The organism is Arthrobacter sp. 05T47 (assembly GCF_056395825.1).
Window position 1 is genome coordinate 98,640 of record NZ_JBFTKG010000001.1, and the last position, 15,531, is coordinate 114,170.

Below are 15,531 nucleotides of genomic sequence, written 5' to 3' on the forward strand. Positions count from 1 at the left end.
CACGCCGCCGGCCAATCGGAGTGAGGTAGGGACTATGCAGATTCCGGCTCCATTTGACTACGTACGCGCCACTACTGTGGACAACGCCTTGGAGCTCCTGGCCCGGTACGGCCCGGAATCCCGGGTGGTGGCCGGCGGCCACAGCCTCTTGCCGATGATGAAGCTGCGCCTGTCCCGGCCCGAGTGGCTGATCGACATCAATGACCTCTACGAGCTGGACTTCATCCTCCGGGACGGCAACAAGCTGCGCATCGGTGCCATGACCCGCCACACCACCTTGCTGGAATCAGACGAGGTCGCCGGCCTGTTCCCCATTGTGCGGGACGCCGAGCTGGTGATCGCCGACCCCGTGGTGCGCAACCGCGGCACCATTGGCGGCTCGCTCTGCCAGGCTGACCCCGCCGAAGACCTCTCCACCGTGTGTGATGTCCTGGGCGCCGAGGCCGTGATCCGCGGGCCACGCGGAGAGCGGATCCTGTCCATGGCCGAGTTCCACCGCGGACCGTACGAGACTGCTGTGGGGCAGGATGAGCTCCTGTGCGAACTCAGGTTCGGCATCCGCCCCCGCACGGGCAGCGCCTATGAAAAGGTCGAGCGCCGGGTCGGGGACTGGGCCGTCGGGGCCGCCGGCGCCGCCGTCTCCCTCGCCGCGGACGGAACTGTTGACGACGCCGCCGTCGCGCTGACCGCGCTGGGCCTAGACCACCCACTGGCCGAAGCCGCCGCACTGCTCCGCGGCAAGCGTCCCGCCGAGGAACTGTTCGCCGAGGCCGGCAGGCTGGCGGCGGCGGCCTGCGACCCGGTAGCGGACCAGCGCGGCCCGGTCGATTACAAACGGCATCTCGCCGATGAGCTCACCCGAAGGGTGCTGCGGCGGGCCTGTGCCCGCGCCGCCCAGATGCAGGAAGGCTGAAGCCGATGCAGATCAGCATGACCGTTAACGGCACCGACGTCACGAGCGAGATCGAGCCCCGGGTGCTCCTAGTCCACTACATACGTGAGGTCCTGGGCCTCACCGGTACGCACTGGGGATGCGACACCAGCAACTGCGGGACGTGTGTGGTCCTGATGGACGGCCAGCCCGTAAAGTCCTGCACCGTCCTGGCCGCCATGGCCGCGGGGCATGACATCCGCACGGTCGAGGGCCTGGCCACCGGCGGCACCCTCGACCCCGTCCAGCAGGGCTTTATGGAGGAGCACGGGCTGCAGTGCGGTTTCTGCACCCCGGGGATGATGCTCACGGCCCGCGCCCTCCTGGACAAGAATCCACACCCGGACGACGCCGAGATCCGGCAGGCGATATCCGGGCAGATCTGCCGGTGCACCGGCTACGCCACGATCGTCCGGTCGGTGCAGTGGGCCGCCGCCCATCCTGCTGGCGGCCTGGACGAGGCAGCGGCCTCCGCCCATTCTGCCGGCGGCCTTGACGGCACCGACACGGCCGTCCCGGATGTCGCCACAGAGACAGCGGAAACAAACGCGGAGGTGAAGGCATGACTGTCATCCATGACCGGCCGTCAAACCCGGCCGCCGGCGACGAGGACCGCCCGATCGGCTATGGCCGTATCCAGCGGAAGGAAGACCCGCGCTTTGTGCGCGGCCAGGGCAACTACCTGGATGACATCGTGCTGCCCGGGATGCTGCACGGCGCCATCCTGCGCGCTCCCGTGGCGCATGCCCGGCTCGTGTCCATCGATACCACCAACGCCCTGGCGCATCCGAAAGTGGTAGCAGTCATCACCGGCAAGGACCTCCTGGGCTTGAAGCTCGCGTGGGCGCCGACGCTCTCCGCCGACGTCCAGGCCGTGCTGGTCACGGACAAAGTCCGGTTCCAGGGGCAGGAAGTCGCGTTCGTGGTGGCCGAGGACCGTTACGCGGCCCGGGACGCCCTGGAGCTGATCGACGTCGAATACGATGTGCTTCCCCCGCTGGTGGACGCACGCAAGGCGCTCGATGCCGACGCCCCGGTGATCCGGGACGAGATCGAGGGCCGGACGGACAACCGGATCTTCGACTGGGAGATCGGCGACAAGGCCGAGACCGATGCGGTGTTCGCCTCCGCGGACGTTGTGGTCAGCCAGGAGGTGGTGTACCCGCGGGTCCACCCCGCCCCCATGGAAACGTGCGGCGCCGTCGCGGATTTCGACGCCGTCAGCGGCAAGCTGACCCTCTACGAGACCACCCAGGCCCCGCACGCGCACCGGACCCTGTTCGCGATCGTGGCCGGCATCCCCGAGCACAAGATCCGGATCGTCTCCCCTGATATCGGCGGCGGCTTCGGCAACAAGGTCGGAATCTATCCCGGCTACATCCTCGCCGTCGTCGGCTCGATCGTCTCCGGCCGCCCGGTCAAATGGGTGGAGGACCGCTCCGAGAACCTCATGTCGACCTCGTTCGCCCGGGACTACATCATGCAGGGCGAAATCGCGGCGACCAAGGACGGCAAGATCCTTGCCCTGCGCACCCACGTGCTGGCCGACCACGGCGCGTTCAACGCCACCGCCCAGCCCACCAAGAACCCGGCCGGATTCTTCTCCATCTTCACCGGCAGCTACGACCTCAAGGCCGCCCACTGCTCCGTCACCGGCGTCTACACCAACAAGGCGCCCGGCGGCGTGGCCTACGCGTGCTCCTTCCGCGTCACCGAGGCCGTCTACCTCGTGGAGCGGATGGTGGACGTCCTGGCCCGCAAGCTGGACATGGACCCGGCGGAGCTGCGGCTGAAGAACTTCATCAAGCCGGAGCAGTTCCCCTATGCCAACAAGACTGGCTGGGTCTACGACTCGGGCGACTACGAGGCCGCCATGCGCCTCTCGATGCAACTGGCCGGGTACGAGGACCTCCGCCGCGAGCAGGCCGAAAAGCGCGAACGCGGGGAACTCATGGGCATCGGCGTGGCCTTCTTTACGGAGGTCGTGGGAGCCGGCCCGCGGAAGCACTTCGACATTGTGGGCCTGGGCATGGCCGACGGCGCCGAGCTGCGCATCCACCCCACCGGCAAGGCCGTGGTCCGCATCTCGGTGCAGAGCCAGGGCCAGGGCCACGAGACCACCTTCGCCCAGATCGTGGCAGAGGAACTCGGCATCCCGCCGGAGGACATCGAGGTGGTGCACGGGGACACCGACCAGACCCCGTTCGGCCTGGGCACGTATGGCAGCCGGTCGACGCCGGTCAGCGGCGGTGCCGTGGCCCTTGTGGCACGCAAGGTGCGCGACAAGGCGAAACTGATCGCCGGGGCCATGCTCGAGACCCGCCCCGAGGACCTCGAGTGGGAAAAGGGCCGCTGGTTCGTCAAGGGCGACCCCAGCGTCGGCAAGACCATCGCCGAGATCGCCATGGGCGCCCACGGCACCGTTGCCCTGCCCGAGGGCGTGGACGGCAACCTGGACGCCGAAGTCACGTACGACCCGCCCAACCTCACCTTCCCGTTCGGGGCCTACATCTGCGTCGTGGACGTCGACTCCGGCACGGGGCAGGTCAAGGTGCGGCGCTTCATCGCTGTGGATGACTGCGGCACCCGGATCAACCCGATGATCATCGAAGGCCAGGTGCACGGCGGCCTGACGGACGGCGTCGGCATGGCCCTGATGGAGATCATCGAGTTCGACGAGGCCGGAAACAACCTGGGCGGGTCCTTCATGGACTACCTGATCCCCACGGCCATGGAGGTGCCGGACTGGGAGACCGGATTCACCGTCACCCCGTCCCCGCACCACCCGATCGGGGCGAAAGGCATCGGCGAGTCCGCGACAGTCGGCTCACCGCCGGCGATCGTCAACGCCGTCGTCGACGCCCTGGCGCCGTTCGGCGTCACGCATATGGACATGCCGTGCACGCCCGCCCGCGTCTGGGCCGCCATGCAGGGCAACGCCAGGCCGCCGATCTGATGACCACACCAGCAGTATCCCTGGCCGCCCGGGCGGATGAACTCACCAGCCGCCGCGAGCCGTTCGTCCACGCCACGGTGGTCCGCGCCCAGCGTCCCACGAGTGCCCATGCCGGAGACACTGCCCTGGTGCTGCCCTCCGGGGAGATCCAGGGCTTCGTGGGCGGGAACTGCGTGGAGGCCTCGGTGCGGGAGTACAGCCTGCAGGTGCTGGCTTCCCAGGAACCGCTCCTGCTGCGGGTGCTGCCCGGCGAACCGTCCCGCACGGTCGAGGAAGGCGCTGTCGAGGTCACCAACCCGTGCCTCAGCGGCGGGGCGATCGAGATTTTCCTACAGCCGCAGATCCCGGCGCCCCGGGTCCTGGTGGTGGGCACGACGCCGGTGGCCCAGGCCCTGGCGACGCTCGGCTCGGGCGTCGGCCTGGAAGTCGAACTCACGGACGGCGAGGGCGCCGACCCCCGCGGCGATGACGCTGCATTGATTGTCGCCTCGCACGGAAAGGCGGAGGAAGGTGCCCTGGAAGCGGGCCTGCGCGCAGGTGTCCCCTACGTTGCCCTCGTGGCCAGTGGAACCAGGGGTGCGGCCGTCCTGGAGTCCCTCGACGTCGACGACGCGGCGCGGCGGCGGGTCTTCACGCCGGCCGGGCTGCAGCTCGGCGCCCGGACGCCTGGGGAGATCGCGCTGTCAATCCTGGCCCAACTGGTGGGGGAACGGTCCAAGGCGCGGCGCGCTGGTCCGCCCCCTGCGCCGCACGCGACTATTGCCGCAGCCGCGGCAGATACCGCGTCCACGGCCTCGGAACCGGGGCCGGCGAGCGCGGTCGACCCGGTGTGCGGTATGTCCGTCCCGGCCCTGGAGTCGTCCCTGCATCTGGTCCACGACGGCGCCACGTTCTACTTCTGCTCCCCCGGCTGCCGGTCGGCTTTCCGCAAGGATCCGGAGCGCTATGCCGTCGCGAGCTGAACCGGTGGCGGGCCCCTCACCCCGGACCGCAGGGATCATCCTGGCCGCGGGAGCCTCCCGGCGCCTGGGCCGGCCCAAGCAGCTCCTGCCCTACGGTACGGGAGTCCTGCTCGACGCCGTTCTGGCGACCGCGCGGGACTGCGCCTTCAGCCAGACAGTGCTGGCCCTGGGCGGATCGGCGGCCGAAGTTTCGCGCATGGTCGACACCGGCGGCTGCGATGTGGTGCTCAACCCGGACTATGGCGACGGGTGCGCGTCCTCCATCGCCATAGCGCTCGCTGCCGTGCATCCGGATACCGATGCCGTTGTCCTGCTGCTCGGCGATCAGCCCGGCGTCCGGGCAGCGAGTGTCCGGGCCGTGCTCGGCGCCCTCCGGCAGCCAGGTTCAGGCACGCCGTCTGCCGGTGGCGTGCCTGTCCCCGGCATGCCGTCCGGCATCGCGGTGTGCCGTTACGACGACGGCGTGGGCCATCCGCTGGCGTTTGCCCGGCGCCTGCTTCCGGACCTGGCCGGCCTGCGCGGGGATAAAGCCGTGTGGAAGCTCCTCGAACAGCGGGCGGACGACGTCGTCGAGGTCCGCACGTCCGGCCCCGTCCCCCGGGACGTGGACACGGAGGACGATTACAGGCGCCTCCTCGACGGGCTGCAGGGGGCCGTATGAGTACCGCGGCGCGGGCCGGAGCGGAACAGGACGTGCTGCGCCGGGTCCCGGATGTCGGGTCACTCATGGCCGCGCTGGACCGCACGAACTACCTGGCCGACGTCGGGTTGGCGACGGCGCTGTTCCTGGCGGTCCGCCTGCCGCAGCCCATCCTGCTCGAAGGTGAGGCCGGAGTCGGGAAAACAGAGGCCGCGAAGGCCCTGGCCGGGCTCCTGGACACCCAGCTGTACCGGCTGCAGTGCTACGAGGGAATCGACGCCGGCGAGGCGCTCTATGAGTGGAACCACCAGCGCCAACTGCTTGGCATCCGGCTGGCTGAAGTCCGCGACGCGGAGGTCACGGAGACCGACCTCTTCGCCCCCCAGTACCTTCTGCGGCGGCCGCTCCTGCAGGCGCTTGAGCATCCCGGCCCGCGGCCTGCCGTGCTGCTGCTGGACGAGATCGACCGCGCCGACGCCGAATTCGAGGCCTTCACGTTTGAGCTCCTTGCCGAATCCGCGGTCACCATCCCCGAGCTCGGCACTATACGCGCCACCCATCCCCCGATTGTGATCCTGACCTCCAACCGGACGCGGGACCTTCACGACGCGTTGACCCGCCGCTGCCTCTACCACTGGATCGACTACCCGGGGCCGGCCCGGATCGCGGAGATCGTGCGCCGCCGGGTGCCTGCCAGCAGCGGCCCGTTGGCCCTGCAGGCCGCGGCCGTCATCACCCGGCTGCGGACCCTGGACCTGGCCAAGCCGCCCGGGATTTCCGAGGCCATCGACTGGGTCTCTGCCCTGGCCGTGCTGGGGGTGGAACGGATCGACGCCGGCACGGCCGAACGGACGTGGGGCTCGGTCATCAAGAACCGCGATGACCTGGAGCTCGTCGGCACCCGGGGGGCGGCCTGGGTGGTGGAGGGCACTGATGGGTGAGAACTACAGGGCCGGGGCCGACCGGCCGCCGCGGGTCGAGGCAGCCGCCTTGTCCGCCGCGTTGGTCACGGCAATCCGGAGGGCCGGTCTTTCGACGTCGCCGGACCGGGCGGCCCGGCTGGCCGAGGCCCTCCACCTGATCCCGCCGACCGACCGTGAGCAGCTCTACTGGACGTGCCGCGTTGTGCTCGTGTCCGCCCGGGAACAGCTGCCCGTCTTTGATGCCGTCTTCGCAGCCGTTTTCCGCGGGAAGGCCGCCACCGCGCGGCCGCTCAGCACGGGCCGCCCGGCAGGGCCGAGGCCGCCCATTCCGGGCGCGTCGAGCAGGCCCGCAGCGCCGGACATGCGGCCGGTGGACACGGTCCCCGGCCAGCAGCAGGAGCCGCGGGTGGCCTCCCCGGTCCGGGACAGCGCGTCGGAGGCCACCCGAACTGGCGGGGAGGCCGTCCTGGCCATGGTTTCCCCGGACGAACACCTGCATGAGACCTCCTTTGCCGAGCTGTCCGCCGACGAAGTCGCGGATGTGCGTCGGCTGGCAGCGGCGCTGCAGCTGGCCACCCCGCTCCGCCTGAGCCGCCGCACCCGAACGTCCGCACACAGCACGGCGAGCCTGGACGTCCGGGCGACGGTGCGGGCCGCCCGGCGTTCCGGAACAGACGCGCCGCTGCTGCTGTATGCCCGCCGTCGCAAACAGCGCCGCAAACTGGTGCTGCTGTGCGACGTGTCCGGATCGATGGAACCCTACTCGCGCGTCTTTGTGTCCCTGCTGCAGGGCGCGGTGACCGGCGCCGGGGCCGAGGCCTTCGTCTTCGCCACGCGGCTGACCAGGCTTACGCGGCAACTCGCCCTGCGCGATCCGGACCAGGCGCTGGCCGGGGCCGCTGCCTCCGCGCCGGACTGGGCCAGCGGAACCCGGATTGCCGAATGCCTCGGGCGCTTCGTCGACGAGCACGGCCGCCGCGGTCTGGCGCGGGGCGCGGTGGTGGTGGTGTTTTCGGACGGCTGGGCCTACGAGGATCCTGACCAGGTCGCAGCGCAGATGGTCCGCCTGCGCCGGCTCGCGCACAGGATCGTCTGGGTGAATCCGCGCAAGGCCGCTCCGCGGTACCAGCCCCTCGTGGGCGGCATGGCAGCAGCACTGCCCTATTGCGACGCCTTCGTCAGCGGCCACAGCTATACGGCCCTGGCGGAGATGGCGGCCGCCATCCGCGGCGACGGCCCAACGGCAGCCACTGGACAACGACGAGCGAGAGGCAAGGAACCAACCCATGCAAATTGACACGACGTTTTCGCTGGTCGCACCGATAGGCCGGGTGTGGGAGACGCTGATGGACTTTGAAAAGGTGGCTGGTTGCCTGCCCGGCGCCAAGATCCTCAACATGCTCTCGGAGGACGCCTACCAGGTGGGCATGAGCGTGAAGCTGGGCCCGGTCACCATGCAGTACAAGGGCCTGCTGACAGTCATTGAACGAAACGCCGACGAACACCGTGCCGTCCTTGGCGGCAAGGCCCAGGAAACCCGCGGACAAGGCACCGCCGAGGCCACCGTCACCCTGGTGCTGGCCGAAGACGGTGCAGCCACGCAGGGGACGGTCAGCGCCGACCTGGCGCTGTCAGGAAAGGCAGCGGCCATGGGAAAGGGGGTGATCGGAAGCGTCACGGAGCAGATGATGTCCCTCTTCGCGGACAACCTCCAGGCCATGCTCGCAGAGGCGGCACCCCCAACCCCGGAGCCCGTCACGGAACTGGTCACGGAACTGGTCACGGAGCCAGCGGCGGCGGAGGCTGAGGCTGAGCTTCCCGCGGCCGTCCCGGAACCGGTCCCCGCGGCGGCTGTGGTTTCCGGTATTGAACCGGCGGGCACAGCCCGTCCGGGCGCTGCCCCCCCGGCGGCCCCAACGGCGGTCCGGAGGGAAGCCGAACCCGCCGGCAGCCTGGATGCCCTGACCCTGGCCAAGGGCATCGCGGCAGACCAGCTCTCCAACCCGGTGAAAGTCCTCGGCGTCCTCGCCGCCGTGGCGTGCGTCGCCTACTGGGCCGGCCGGCGCTCGGCATTCCGGACGCTCCGGCTGTGCGGCAGGCTCTAAGGAGCACCGATGCGCGATGTCCTGGCGGCTTTGTTGGCGGACTGGCGCAATGGCGCCACGGCGGGCCTGGCCACCGTCGTGAGCACATTCAAGTCCGCGCCGAGGCTCCCCGGAGCAGCCATGCTGGTGACGGCCGCCGGCGACGCCGTCGGCTCCGTCTCCGGCGGCTGCGTCGAGGGTGCCGTCTACGAGCTGGCCACCCAGGTCAAGGACGACGGCGAGCCTGCCCTGGTCCGCTACGGGATCAGCGACGACGACGCCTACGCGGTTGGCCTGACATGCGGCGGAATCATCGACATCTTCGTCGAACCGGTTTCCCGGCACCGCTTTGCCGAACTCGACGCCGTCGCGCAAGACATCGACGCCGGGCGCCGGGTGGGGGTGGCCACTGTCATCGAACACCCGGATGCGACCCGCGTGGGGCGGCACCTGATCGTACGGCCCGAAGGATACGAAGGTGACCTGGGTTCGGAACGGACCAACCGCGCCGTCGGCGATGACACCCAGGGCCTGCTGGCGGCCGGCCGCACGGGCATCCTGACCTACGGGATTGACGGTGAGCGGCTGGATACCGGCATGCGCGTCTTCTTCACCAGCTACGCTCCGCCGCCCCGCATGATCGTCTTCGGCGCCATCGACTTCGCCGCGGCGCTGGCCCGGCTGGGTACGTTCCTGGGGTACAGGGTCACCGTCTGCGATGCTCGGCCCGTTTTCGCCACGCCCGCGCGGTTCCCCGACGCCGCCGAAGTGGTCAACGCGTGGCCCCACCGGTACCTGGGCGACCAATTCGCCCAGGGCCTGCTGGACGCCAGGTCCGTGCTCTGCGTCCTCACCCACGACCCGAAATTCGATATCCCCGTCCTCGAGGTGGCCCTGCGCGGCAGTCCCGTGGCCTTTATCGGCGCCATGGGATCCCGGCGCACACACGAGGACAGGATCGCACGGCTGCGCCAGGCGGGACTCAGCGAGGACGAAATGTCCAGGCTCCACAGCCCCGTAGGCCTGGATCTGGGCGCCCGCACGCCGGAGGAAACGGCCGTCTCCATCGCTGCGGAGTTCATCGCCCAGCAGTGGAGCGGCAGCGGCGAACCGCTGCGGCAACTCGTCGAACGGATCCATCATGACGAGCAGCTGTAAGCACGAAGAATTGATCAGACGGCCATGATTGCGGGCGAGGCCCTGCGCTGGACACTGGCGGGGTTGCTGGTCGCGGCGACGCTGTACTCGGCCTGGCGGGGCATGGCCGCAGCACAGCCCACCGGGCGGGTCGACTCGGGGCTGCACGCCCTCATGACGGCGGCCATGGCCATCATGCTGGTCCCGGGCGGCCAGTGGCCTGTTTTGCCGCAGGTGCTGCTGTTCTCACTCGGAGCCTGGTGGTTCGTCGTACAAGCCGTCCGACGCCGGACCCCCGGCCGGGACGGGTCGCCGCCGTCGGGTCCGGCGAAGCCCCTCTACGACGCCGCGGCCATGGCCGCGATGGCCTTCATGCTCGCTGCCACGGGTCTCTGGGGGCTGCCAGCGTCCGCGGCGGTACCGCCGCCCCGGCGCCAGCTGATTTCGCTGCCGCATCACGGTGGTTCGGCAGCAGCTGCGTTGGCGGCGCCGGACCCGGCCTGGAGCGCGGAGCCAGCACTGATGCCGTCCGCGGTTTCCGGGCTGGCCATCGTCTTTGGCTTGGCCACGGTCCTGTGGACGGCCCGGCTGCTCCTGCAATTCTGGCCCGGTTCGGAGGAACCGCCGGTGCGCCCGGCCATCCGGTCGCCCGGCGGCTGGTTGCGGAACGGACACTCCGCCGGTTTCCGGGACTTGGCCGACACCGCCGTCGAGGTTGTCGGGGCCGCCGCACTGGCCCTCATGTTCGCCGCCCTGGCCGCCTGAACGCACGCTGGCAGGCGCGCGAGGCGGGCGGGGAGCCAGCGTGCGGTGTTTCAACGCCAGTGCTTCAACGGTCAGTGCGCCTCCGGCGTAAGCTTCATGCCATGGCGAGATACTTCGATGTGCACCCCGAGAACCCCCAGCCGCGTTCCATCCTCCAGGCAGTGGAGATCGTGCGCTCAGGCGGCCTGATCGCCTACCCCACGGATTCCTGCTATGCGCTGGGCGCGCAGCTGGGAAGCCGGGAGGCACTGGACAGGATCCGCACCATCCGGCAGCTGGACAACAAGCATCACTTCACGCTTGTCTGCAAGGATTTCGCGCAGCTGGGACAGTTCGTCCAGATCGACAACGACGTTTTCCGCAGCATCAAGGCAGTCACGCCCGGCAGCTACACGTTTATCCTCCCCGCCACCAGGGAAGTCCCCAAGCGGCTGTTGCACCCGAAGAAGAAAACAGTCGGCGTGCGCATCCCGGACAACCACGTGGTCCAGGCGCTCCTGGCGGAGCTCGGCGAACCGCTGCTGTCCAGCACGTTGCTGCTGCCGGATGAGGAGGACCCTCTCACGCAGGGCTGGGAGATCAAAGAGCGCCTGGACCACGTAGTGGACGCCGTGATCGATTCCGGCGACTGCGGTGCCGAGCCAACAACGGTGATCGACTACTCAAGCGGCGTCGCGGAAGTCGTACGGGTGGGTATGGGCGACCCCTCCCGTTTCGAGTAGCGGACGGGCGGTACAGGCCGCCGCTCAGCGACGGTACGTGCTAGGCGGATTCCGCGGTGCGCGCCTGCCGGTTCCGCAGCCAGCGGCGGACGAGGTCGATCGCGGCGACCAGGCCGGCCAGGGGCGACAGGACGGCCGCGGCGTACACGAACATCAGCCAGGTCAGGGTGGTCACCGGGGACTGGCGGGTGCTCAGGAGGGACAGTCCGCCGAACAGGCCAAGGACCCAGAACAGGACGACGCCGGACAGCACTGCGGCCGCCGGGAAGTACTCATTGGTGACGACTTTCTTCAAGGTTTCCATGGGCCCTCCTCACGCCCGGCGGTGGGACAGCCCGCCAGGGTCTTTCCAAGTATGGGGCCCGGCAGTGCCGAATTTCCCGAGAAAACCGGCCACGTGACGAAGCTAACTCTTCGCCCGGCGGCGCCCGGCCTTGCCGCGTCAGACCCCCTCGATCAGACCGCTCAGCCGGGCCCCCTCGTCAGACCGCTGCCCTGACGCGCTGCAGGAAGGAATCCAGGACCCGGCCGGCATTCTCATGCATGCGCCGGGACTCTGCGGCAGGCAACTGCCGGCCCTTGGGCGCGTTCAACCGCTCACCCAGATACAGCAGCGCCGCCAGCACCTCGGAGAGTTCGGAGTTGCTCTCCGCACGCTGCCGCAGGAGCCTCAGATGAGCCTCTTGCAGGGCCGGACCCGGGGCGCAGCCAAGGTCGCGGTCAAAGAGCCGGCGGCAACGGTCATAGGCCGCCAGTCCTTCGGCCGGCAGGCCGGCCTGTTCATAGGCTGTCACCAGTACGGTCCACGCCCGTTCGTTCAGTGGCTCGGCCCGGATGGCAGCTTGGACCAGGTTGACGGCGTCGTCCGGGTTGTCCAGCAGTGCCGCCGTTTCGGCCGCGAGGATCTGCAGTGCCACCCGCTCGGCTGCGTGGCGTGCGCGCGCCTCTTCCGCCCAGTCGGAGGCAAGCTCGAAGCCGAGCAGCGGCTCGGCCGAGACCTCGAGGGCCTCGAGCATCAGCGGATAGGCCTCAACCGCAGGCAGCTCGCCGGCTGCGCGGACCAGCCCCCGGAACCGGAACAGGTCCAGATCCACCAGTGTCGGGTCCAGGACGTAACCACTGTTGGCCGTCCGGAGCGGACCGGTCTTGGTCTGCCCTGGCTGGATGGCACGCCGGATGCCGCTGATGTAGCTCTCGAGCGTCGCCACTGAGCCATCGCTGGCCCCGGCACCCCAGAGCATATCGATCAGCCGGGTCTTGGAGACGGGCGTGCCCAGGTTCAGCAGAAGAATTTCCAGTATGTGCCGGGGCTTGCATCCCCCCATGTCGGCGGCGGTGAGTGACACGCCGTCCCGGCGCACTTCGAATGATCCGAACAAGCGGACCGAAATGGAGGGTGTAGTTCCCGTTTGGCTATCCACGATGTTCTCCGATTTCCCCAGGTAAAACGAACTGAATCGTCTGCGAAGAGCCGGATCAACATTGAAACCAGGCCGTACTGAGACTCTGTTCCCTCCGGCTTTCCAATGTCACCGTTACACGCCGGACAGGGCGCAACAAGGCATGCCGCTACGCGATCTTTCGCCCAAAGAAAGACGCGTACAGGCGTCAGTATCGTTGAGTAAGGACGTGGAGCGGCGGGCAGGTACTTGTGGCGCCAAACGAGTAATTCACCGCACACCACGCATGGGGAATCCAAGTAGTCTGAGGCGGCCCCGAGTTCGTGCCCGCCGCGACATTTCCGGCGCCGGGAACCGCCACTCCGCGCTGGATTTTCCCTGCCGCCGGATGGAGCCTGCGGCAGGATTTTTCCTTATTGGTTGTCGGTCATCTCCGCCGGAACAGCCACCAGCCGCAGGTCCGCTCCGTCGCGAAGCACTACAAGCTCCAGTGGTTCACCGATCGCTTCGGCGAACAGCAGTTTCTGCAGGCTCTCGGCGTTGGACACGTACATCTGGCCGACCCTCAGCAGGATGTCGCCGGCCCGGAGCCCGGCGCGCTCGGCGGGCGAACCGGGGAGGACTTCAACTACCAGCAGGCCCTCCCTGCGGCCCGTCCGGACAACGGCACTTGGCTGCAGCTGGATGGGAGTGTTCACCAGGCCGAGATAGGCGCGGCGAACCCGGCCGTCCTTAAGCAGCGAGCCGATGATCCGCCGGGAGGTGGCGTTGACGGGGACGGCCAGGCCGAGCCCGACTCCGGCCACCGCCGTGTTGATGCCTACGATCCGCCCGTGCGCGTCGGCCAGCGCGCCTCCGGAACTGCCGGGGTTGAGGGCTGCGTCGGTTTGGATGACGTCCTCGATCACGCGCCGGTTCCGTCCGGACCAGACGGGGATGGACCGGCCCAGCCCGCTGACCACTCCGGCCGTGACAGAACCGGCGAGCCCCAACGGGTTGCCGACCGCTATCACCAGTTGGCCGACCCGGAGGGATTCGGCGTCGCCCATTTCCGCCGGTGCCGCCGTGGGTGCCCTGCCATGGACCACGGCGAGGTCGGAGAGCGGGTCCGCGCCCACCACATCCACGGCCGTGGTGGTGCCGTCGGCGAAGACCGCGCGGCCGGACTGGGCGCCGCCCACCACGTGGGCGTTGGTGAGCAGGTATCCGTCTGTGGTGAACAGGACGGCCGAACCAGCCCCCACCCTGACCAGCCTGCCGTTGCGCCCGCTGCCTGTCATTTCCAGCGCTGCGACGTGCTGTGTGACAGCTTCGGCCACACGGATGACAGTCGCGGAATAGGAATCCAGCGGGTCTTCAGAGACCTCGGATCCGGGGACCCTGCTGATGGATGCTGCCACAATGCACCTCCTGCTAAGCGGTACTCATCCAAGTCAACCACCGCCGCCCCGCCGCTAGTCCCGGAGTGCCTACGCCGTCAGAGAAATACGCCGGATGAAGCTGCTGCCGTGCAACAGTTCAGCCGGGCGCGGATCCGCGGCTAGGCTCGATGTAGATCCGTCCGACGGCCCAGGAGAACCTACGTGATACCAGCGTCCGCTTCCCCCGCTCCGCTGCCCCCTGCGGGTCTGACCTGGGGCATCAAGCGCAGCTTCATGGATTACATTTCGGGACTCCCGGACGGAGCCGTTTCCGCCGCCGGCGGCGCCACGGTGACCGCCTCCGGGGAGTTCTGCTTCGCCAACGCCGGCTCCGAATACGATGCCGCCACCGGCACCGGCGTGCTGCGGTTCCGCGGCGACGTCCGGGTTGCCGGCCACCATGGAATGATGTTCGTCCGGCTGCTGGATCCCTGGGTCGAGTTCACGGCCGGGCATGGGGTCCTGTCCATCAGCACTGGCGACGGCGGCGGGATGGACCGTTCGGACGTCGGCACCCTGCGCACTGCCGCGCCCCGCAACATGGAGGGATTCCTGGTCTGGGAGCGTGTCGAGGTGGCCGTGTCCGCGGCGGGTTCGGACCTGTTCGACGGCCAGTACGCCGACGGCCAGGCGATGGACCCCCTCATCATCCGGGTGCCGGCCTAGGGCAGGGCATCTTGGCGCCCGGCCTAGCGTGGGCGCGCGGGACGGACCCTCACCGGCGAGATGACCCAGATCAGGGCGACGGCGGTCATGGTCCCCGCCGCCATGATCGAGGCCAGCACTACGATCTGGAAGCGGCCCGCTTCCAGCGGCGAGAGCCCGCCGAAGATCGCACCCACGAACGCCCCCGGGAGGGTGACAAGGCCCGTCGTCTTGGTCTGGTCGGTGGAAGGGATGAGGGCTGCATAGACGGCGCGCCGGGCCAGCCACACCGTCGATTGCCGCCGCGTCGCACCCAGGGCAAGCCACGCTTCAACTTCGTCCCAATGTCCATTCACCGACTCGGCGAAGTGCCGGCCGGCCAGCGTCGCGATCGTCATCGCGTTTCCGATCACGATCCCTCCGATGGCCAGCGCGTAGCGGGGCGCGAAGGCGATCGCGCCGGTGCCGAAGACGATCGCCAGGGTCACCAGGATGCCCACCGCCATGGAGCCGCCCACCACGGCCAGGCGGCCCCACGTCCACCCCAGGCGCCGCGTCGCCGTCACGGCTGCCACCGTGAACATCACGAGCAGGGCGGCGCCGACCCAGACCGGGCTGGTGATGACACTGCCCAATATCAGGCTGATGACGGCCAGCTGTGCAGCTCCGCGCAGGATGGCCAGGGCCGGCGCGGTTCTGTGCGGGATCCGGAAAACCGCGAGCAGTGCCACGGTCACCACCATCAGGAGCCCGACGCACAGCACCGTGGGCAGGAGATCAGTGGAACCGGTCATGACGCCAGCCTATAGACCCTCCCGCAACAACACCTCCGCCGGAGATCTTGCCCCGCCGAAACACGCCTCTGCGCTGGGCACCGGTCCTTGGGTCTGCAAGGATGTGAACTGTCGTGGCGCCGTCGGGGGCCGAAGTTCGTCGAAGGAGACG

16 protein-coding genes are annotated in these 15,531 nt (G+C 69.1%); 12 read left to right on the top strand and 4 right to left on the bottom strand.

The features are described 5' to 3' along the window. Positions 1 to 34 precede the first annotated feature (34 nt). From AC1DEY_RS00425 to AC1DEY_RS00475, 11 genes are all read left to right on the top strand, one after another. Entirely contained in the window at positions 35 to 913 is an 879-nt protein-coding gene (locus AC1DEY_RS00425; RefSeq protein WP_476866265.1) for an FAD binding domain-containing protein, read from the top strand. 5 nt (positions 914 to 918) lie between these two features. Next, positions 919 to 1,497: a (2Fe-2S)-binding protein gene (locus AC1DEY_RS00430; RefSeq protein WP_476866266.1), complete on the top strand. Its 579-nt coding sequence runs from the start codon at positions 919 to 921 to the stop codon at positions 1,495 to 1,497. Continuing rightward, positions 1,494 to 3,887 (top strand): aerobic carbon-monoxide dehydrogenase large subunit, encoded by a 2,394-nt coding sequence (locus AC1DEY_RS00435; protein WP_476866267.1) that lies wholly within the window; start codon positions 1,494 to 1,496, stop codon positions 3,885 to 3,887. The genes AC1DEY_RS00430 and AC1DEY_RS00435 overlap by 4 nt, the downstream gene beginning before the upstream one ends. After that, positions 3,887 to 4,849: an XdhC family protein gene (locus AC1DEY_RS00440; RefSeq protein WP_476866268.1), complete on the top strand. Its 963-nt coding sequence runs from the start codon at positions 3,887 to 3,889 to the stop codon at positions 4,847 to 4,849. Before AC1DEY_RS00435 ends, AC1DEY_RS00440 begins: the two co-directional genes overlap by 1 nt. After that, positions 4,833 to 5,510, top strand: coding sequence for a nucleotidyltransferase family protein (locus AC1DEY_RS00445; RefSeq protein WP_476866269.1), 678 nt, complete (start codon positions 4,833 to 4,835; stop codon positions 5,508 to 5,510). The genes AC1DEY_RS00440 and AC1DEY_RS00445 overlap by 17 nt, the downstream gene beginning before the upstream one ends. Next, positions 5,507 to 6,430: an AAA family ATPase gene (locus AC1DEY_RS00450; RefSeq protein ID WP_476866270.1), complete on the top strand. Its 924-nt coding sequence runs from the start codon at positions 5,507 to 5,509 to the stop codon at positions 6,428 to 6,430. Before AC1DEY_RS00445 ends, AC1DEY_RS00450 begins: the two co-directional genes overlap by 4 nt. Next, entirely contained in the window at positions 6,423 to 7,709 is a 1,287-nt protein-coding gene (locus AC1DEY_RS00455) for a vWA domain-containing protein (protein WP_476866271.1), read from the top strand. The genes AC1DEY_RS00450 and AC1DEY_RS00455 overlap by 8 nt, the downstream gene beginning before the upstream one ends. Beyond that, complete coding sequence (locus AC1DEY_RS00460) at positions 7,699 to 8,517, top strand: SRPBCC family protein (RefSeq protein WP_476866272.1); 819 nt, start codon at positions 7,699 to 7,701, stop codon at positions 8,515 to 8,517. The genes AC1DEY_RS00455 and AC1DEY_RS00460 overlap by 11 nt, the downstream gene beginning before the upstream one ends. Before the next feature lie 9 nt (positions 8,518 to 8,526). Next, positions 8,527 to 9,654: an XdhC family protein gene (locus AC1DEY_RS00465; protein WP_476866273.1), complete on the top strand. Its 1,128-nt coding sequence runs from the start codon at positions 8,527 to 8,529 to the stop codon at positions 9,652 to 9,654. 24 nt (positions 9,655 to 9,678) lie between these two features. Continuing rightward, complete coding sequence (locus tag AC1DEY_RS00470) at positions 9,679 to 10,398, top strand: DUF5134 domain-containing protein (protein WP_476866274.1); 720 nt, start codon at positions 9,679 to 9,681, stop codon at positions 10,396 to 10,398. Between the two features lie 101 nt (positions 10,399 to 10,499). Then, positions 10,500 to 11,120 carry an L-threonylcarbamoyladenylate synthase gene (locus tag AC1DEY_RS00475; protein WP_441408539.1) on the top strand — a complete coding sequence of 207 codons (621 nt, stop codon included), beginning with the start codon at positions 10,500 to 10,502 and terminating at the stop codon, positions 11,118 to 11,120. A gap of 40 nt (positions 11,121 to 11,160) precedes the next feature. On the opposite strand, the gene AC1DEY_RS00480 is transcribed toward AC1DEY_RS00475, so the two are convergent. The 3 genes from AC1DEY_RS00480 to AC1DEY_RS00490 all read right to left on the bottom strand — a co-directional run bounded on the left by AC1DEY_RS00480 (position 11,161) and on the right by AC1DEY_RS00490 (position 13,920). After that, a complete protein-coding gene (locus AC1DEY_RS00480) occupies positions 11,161 to 11,424 on the bottom strand; it encodes a hypothetical protein (protein ID WP_476866275.1) in 264 nt (87 codons plus the stop codon). A gap of 178 nt (positions 11,425 to 11,602) precedes the next feature. Further along, positions 11,603 to 12,541 carry an AfsR/SARP family transcriptional regulator gene (locus tag AC1DEY_RS00485; protein WP_476866276.1) on the bottom strand — a complete coding sequence of 313 codons (939 nt, stop codon included), beginning with the start codon at positions 12,539 to 12,541 and terminating at the stop codon, positions 11,603 to 11,605. Positions 12,542 to 12,933: 392 nt separating this feature from the next. After that, positions 12,934 to 13,920 carry a S1C family serine protease gene (locus AC1DEY_RS00490; RefSeq protein ID WP_476866277.1) on the bottom strand — a complete coding sequence of 329 codons (987 nt, stop codon included), beginning with the start codon at positions 13,918 to 13,920 and terminating at the stop codon, positions 12,934 to 12,936. Between the two features lie 183 nt (positions 13,921 to 14,103). Between AC1DEY_RS00490 and AC1DEY_RS00495 the strand changes: the two genes are divergently transcribed. Further along, a complete protein-coding gene (locus AC1DEY_RS00495; RefSeq protein WP_476866278.1) occupies positions 14,104 to 14,607 on the top strand; it encodes an HtaA domain-containing protein in 504 nt (167 codons plus the stop codon). A gap of 23 nt (positions 14,608 to 14,630) precedes the next feature. Here AC1DEY_RS00495 and AC1DEY_RS00500 read toward each other — a convergent pair whose 3' ends face one another. Continuing rightward, entirely contained in the window at positions 14,631 to 15,380 is a 750-nt protein-coding gene (locus AC1DEY_RS00500; protein ID WP_476866279.1) for an ABC transporter permease, read from the bottom strand. Positions 15,381 to 15,531: the final 151 nt, after the last annotated feature.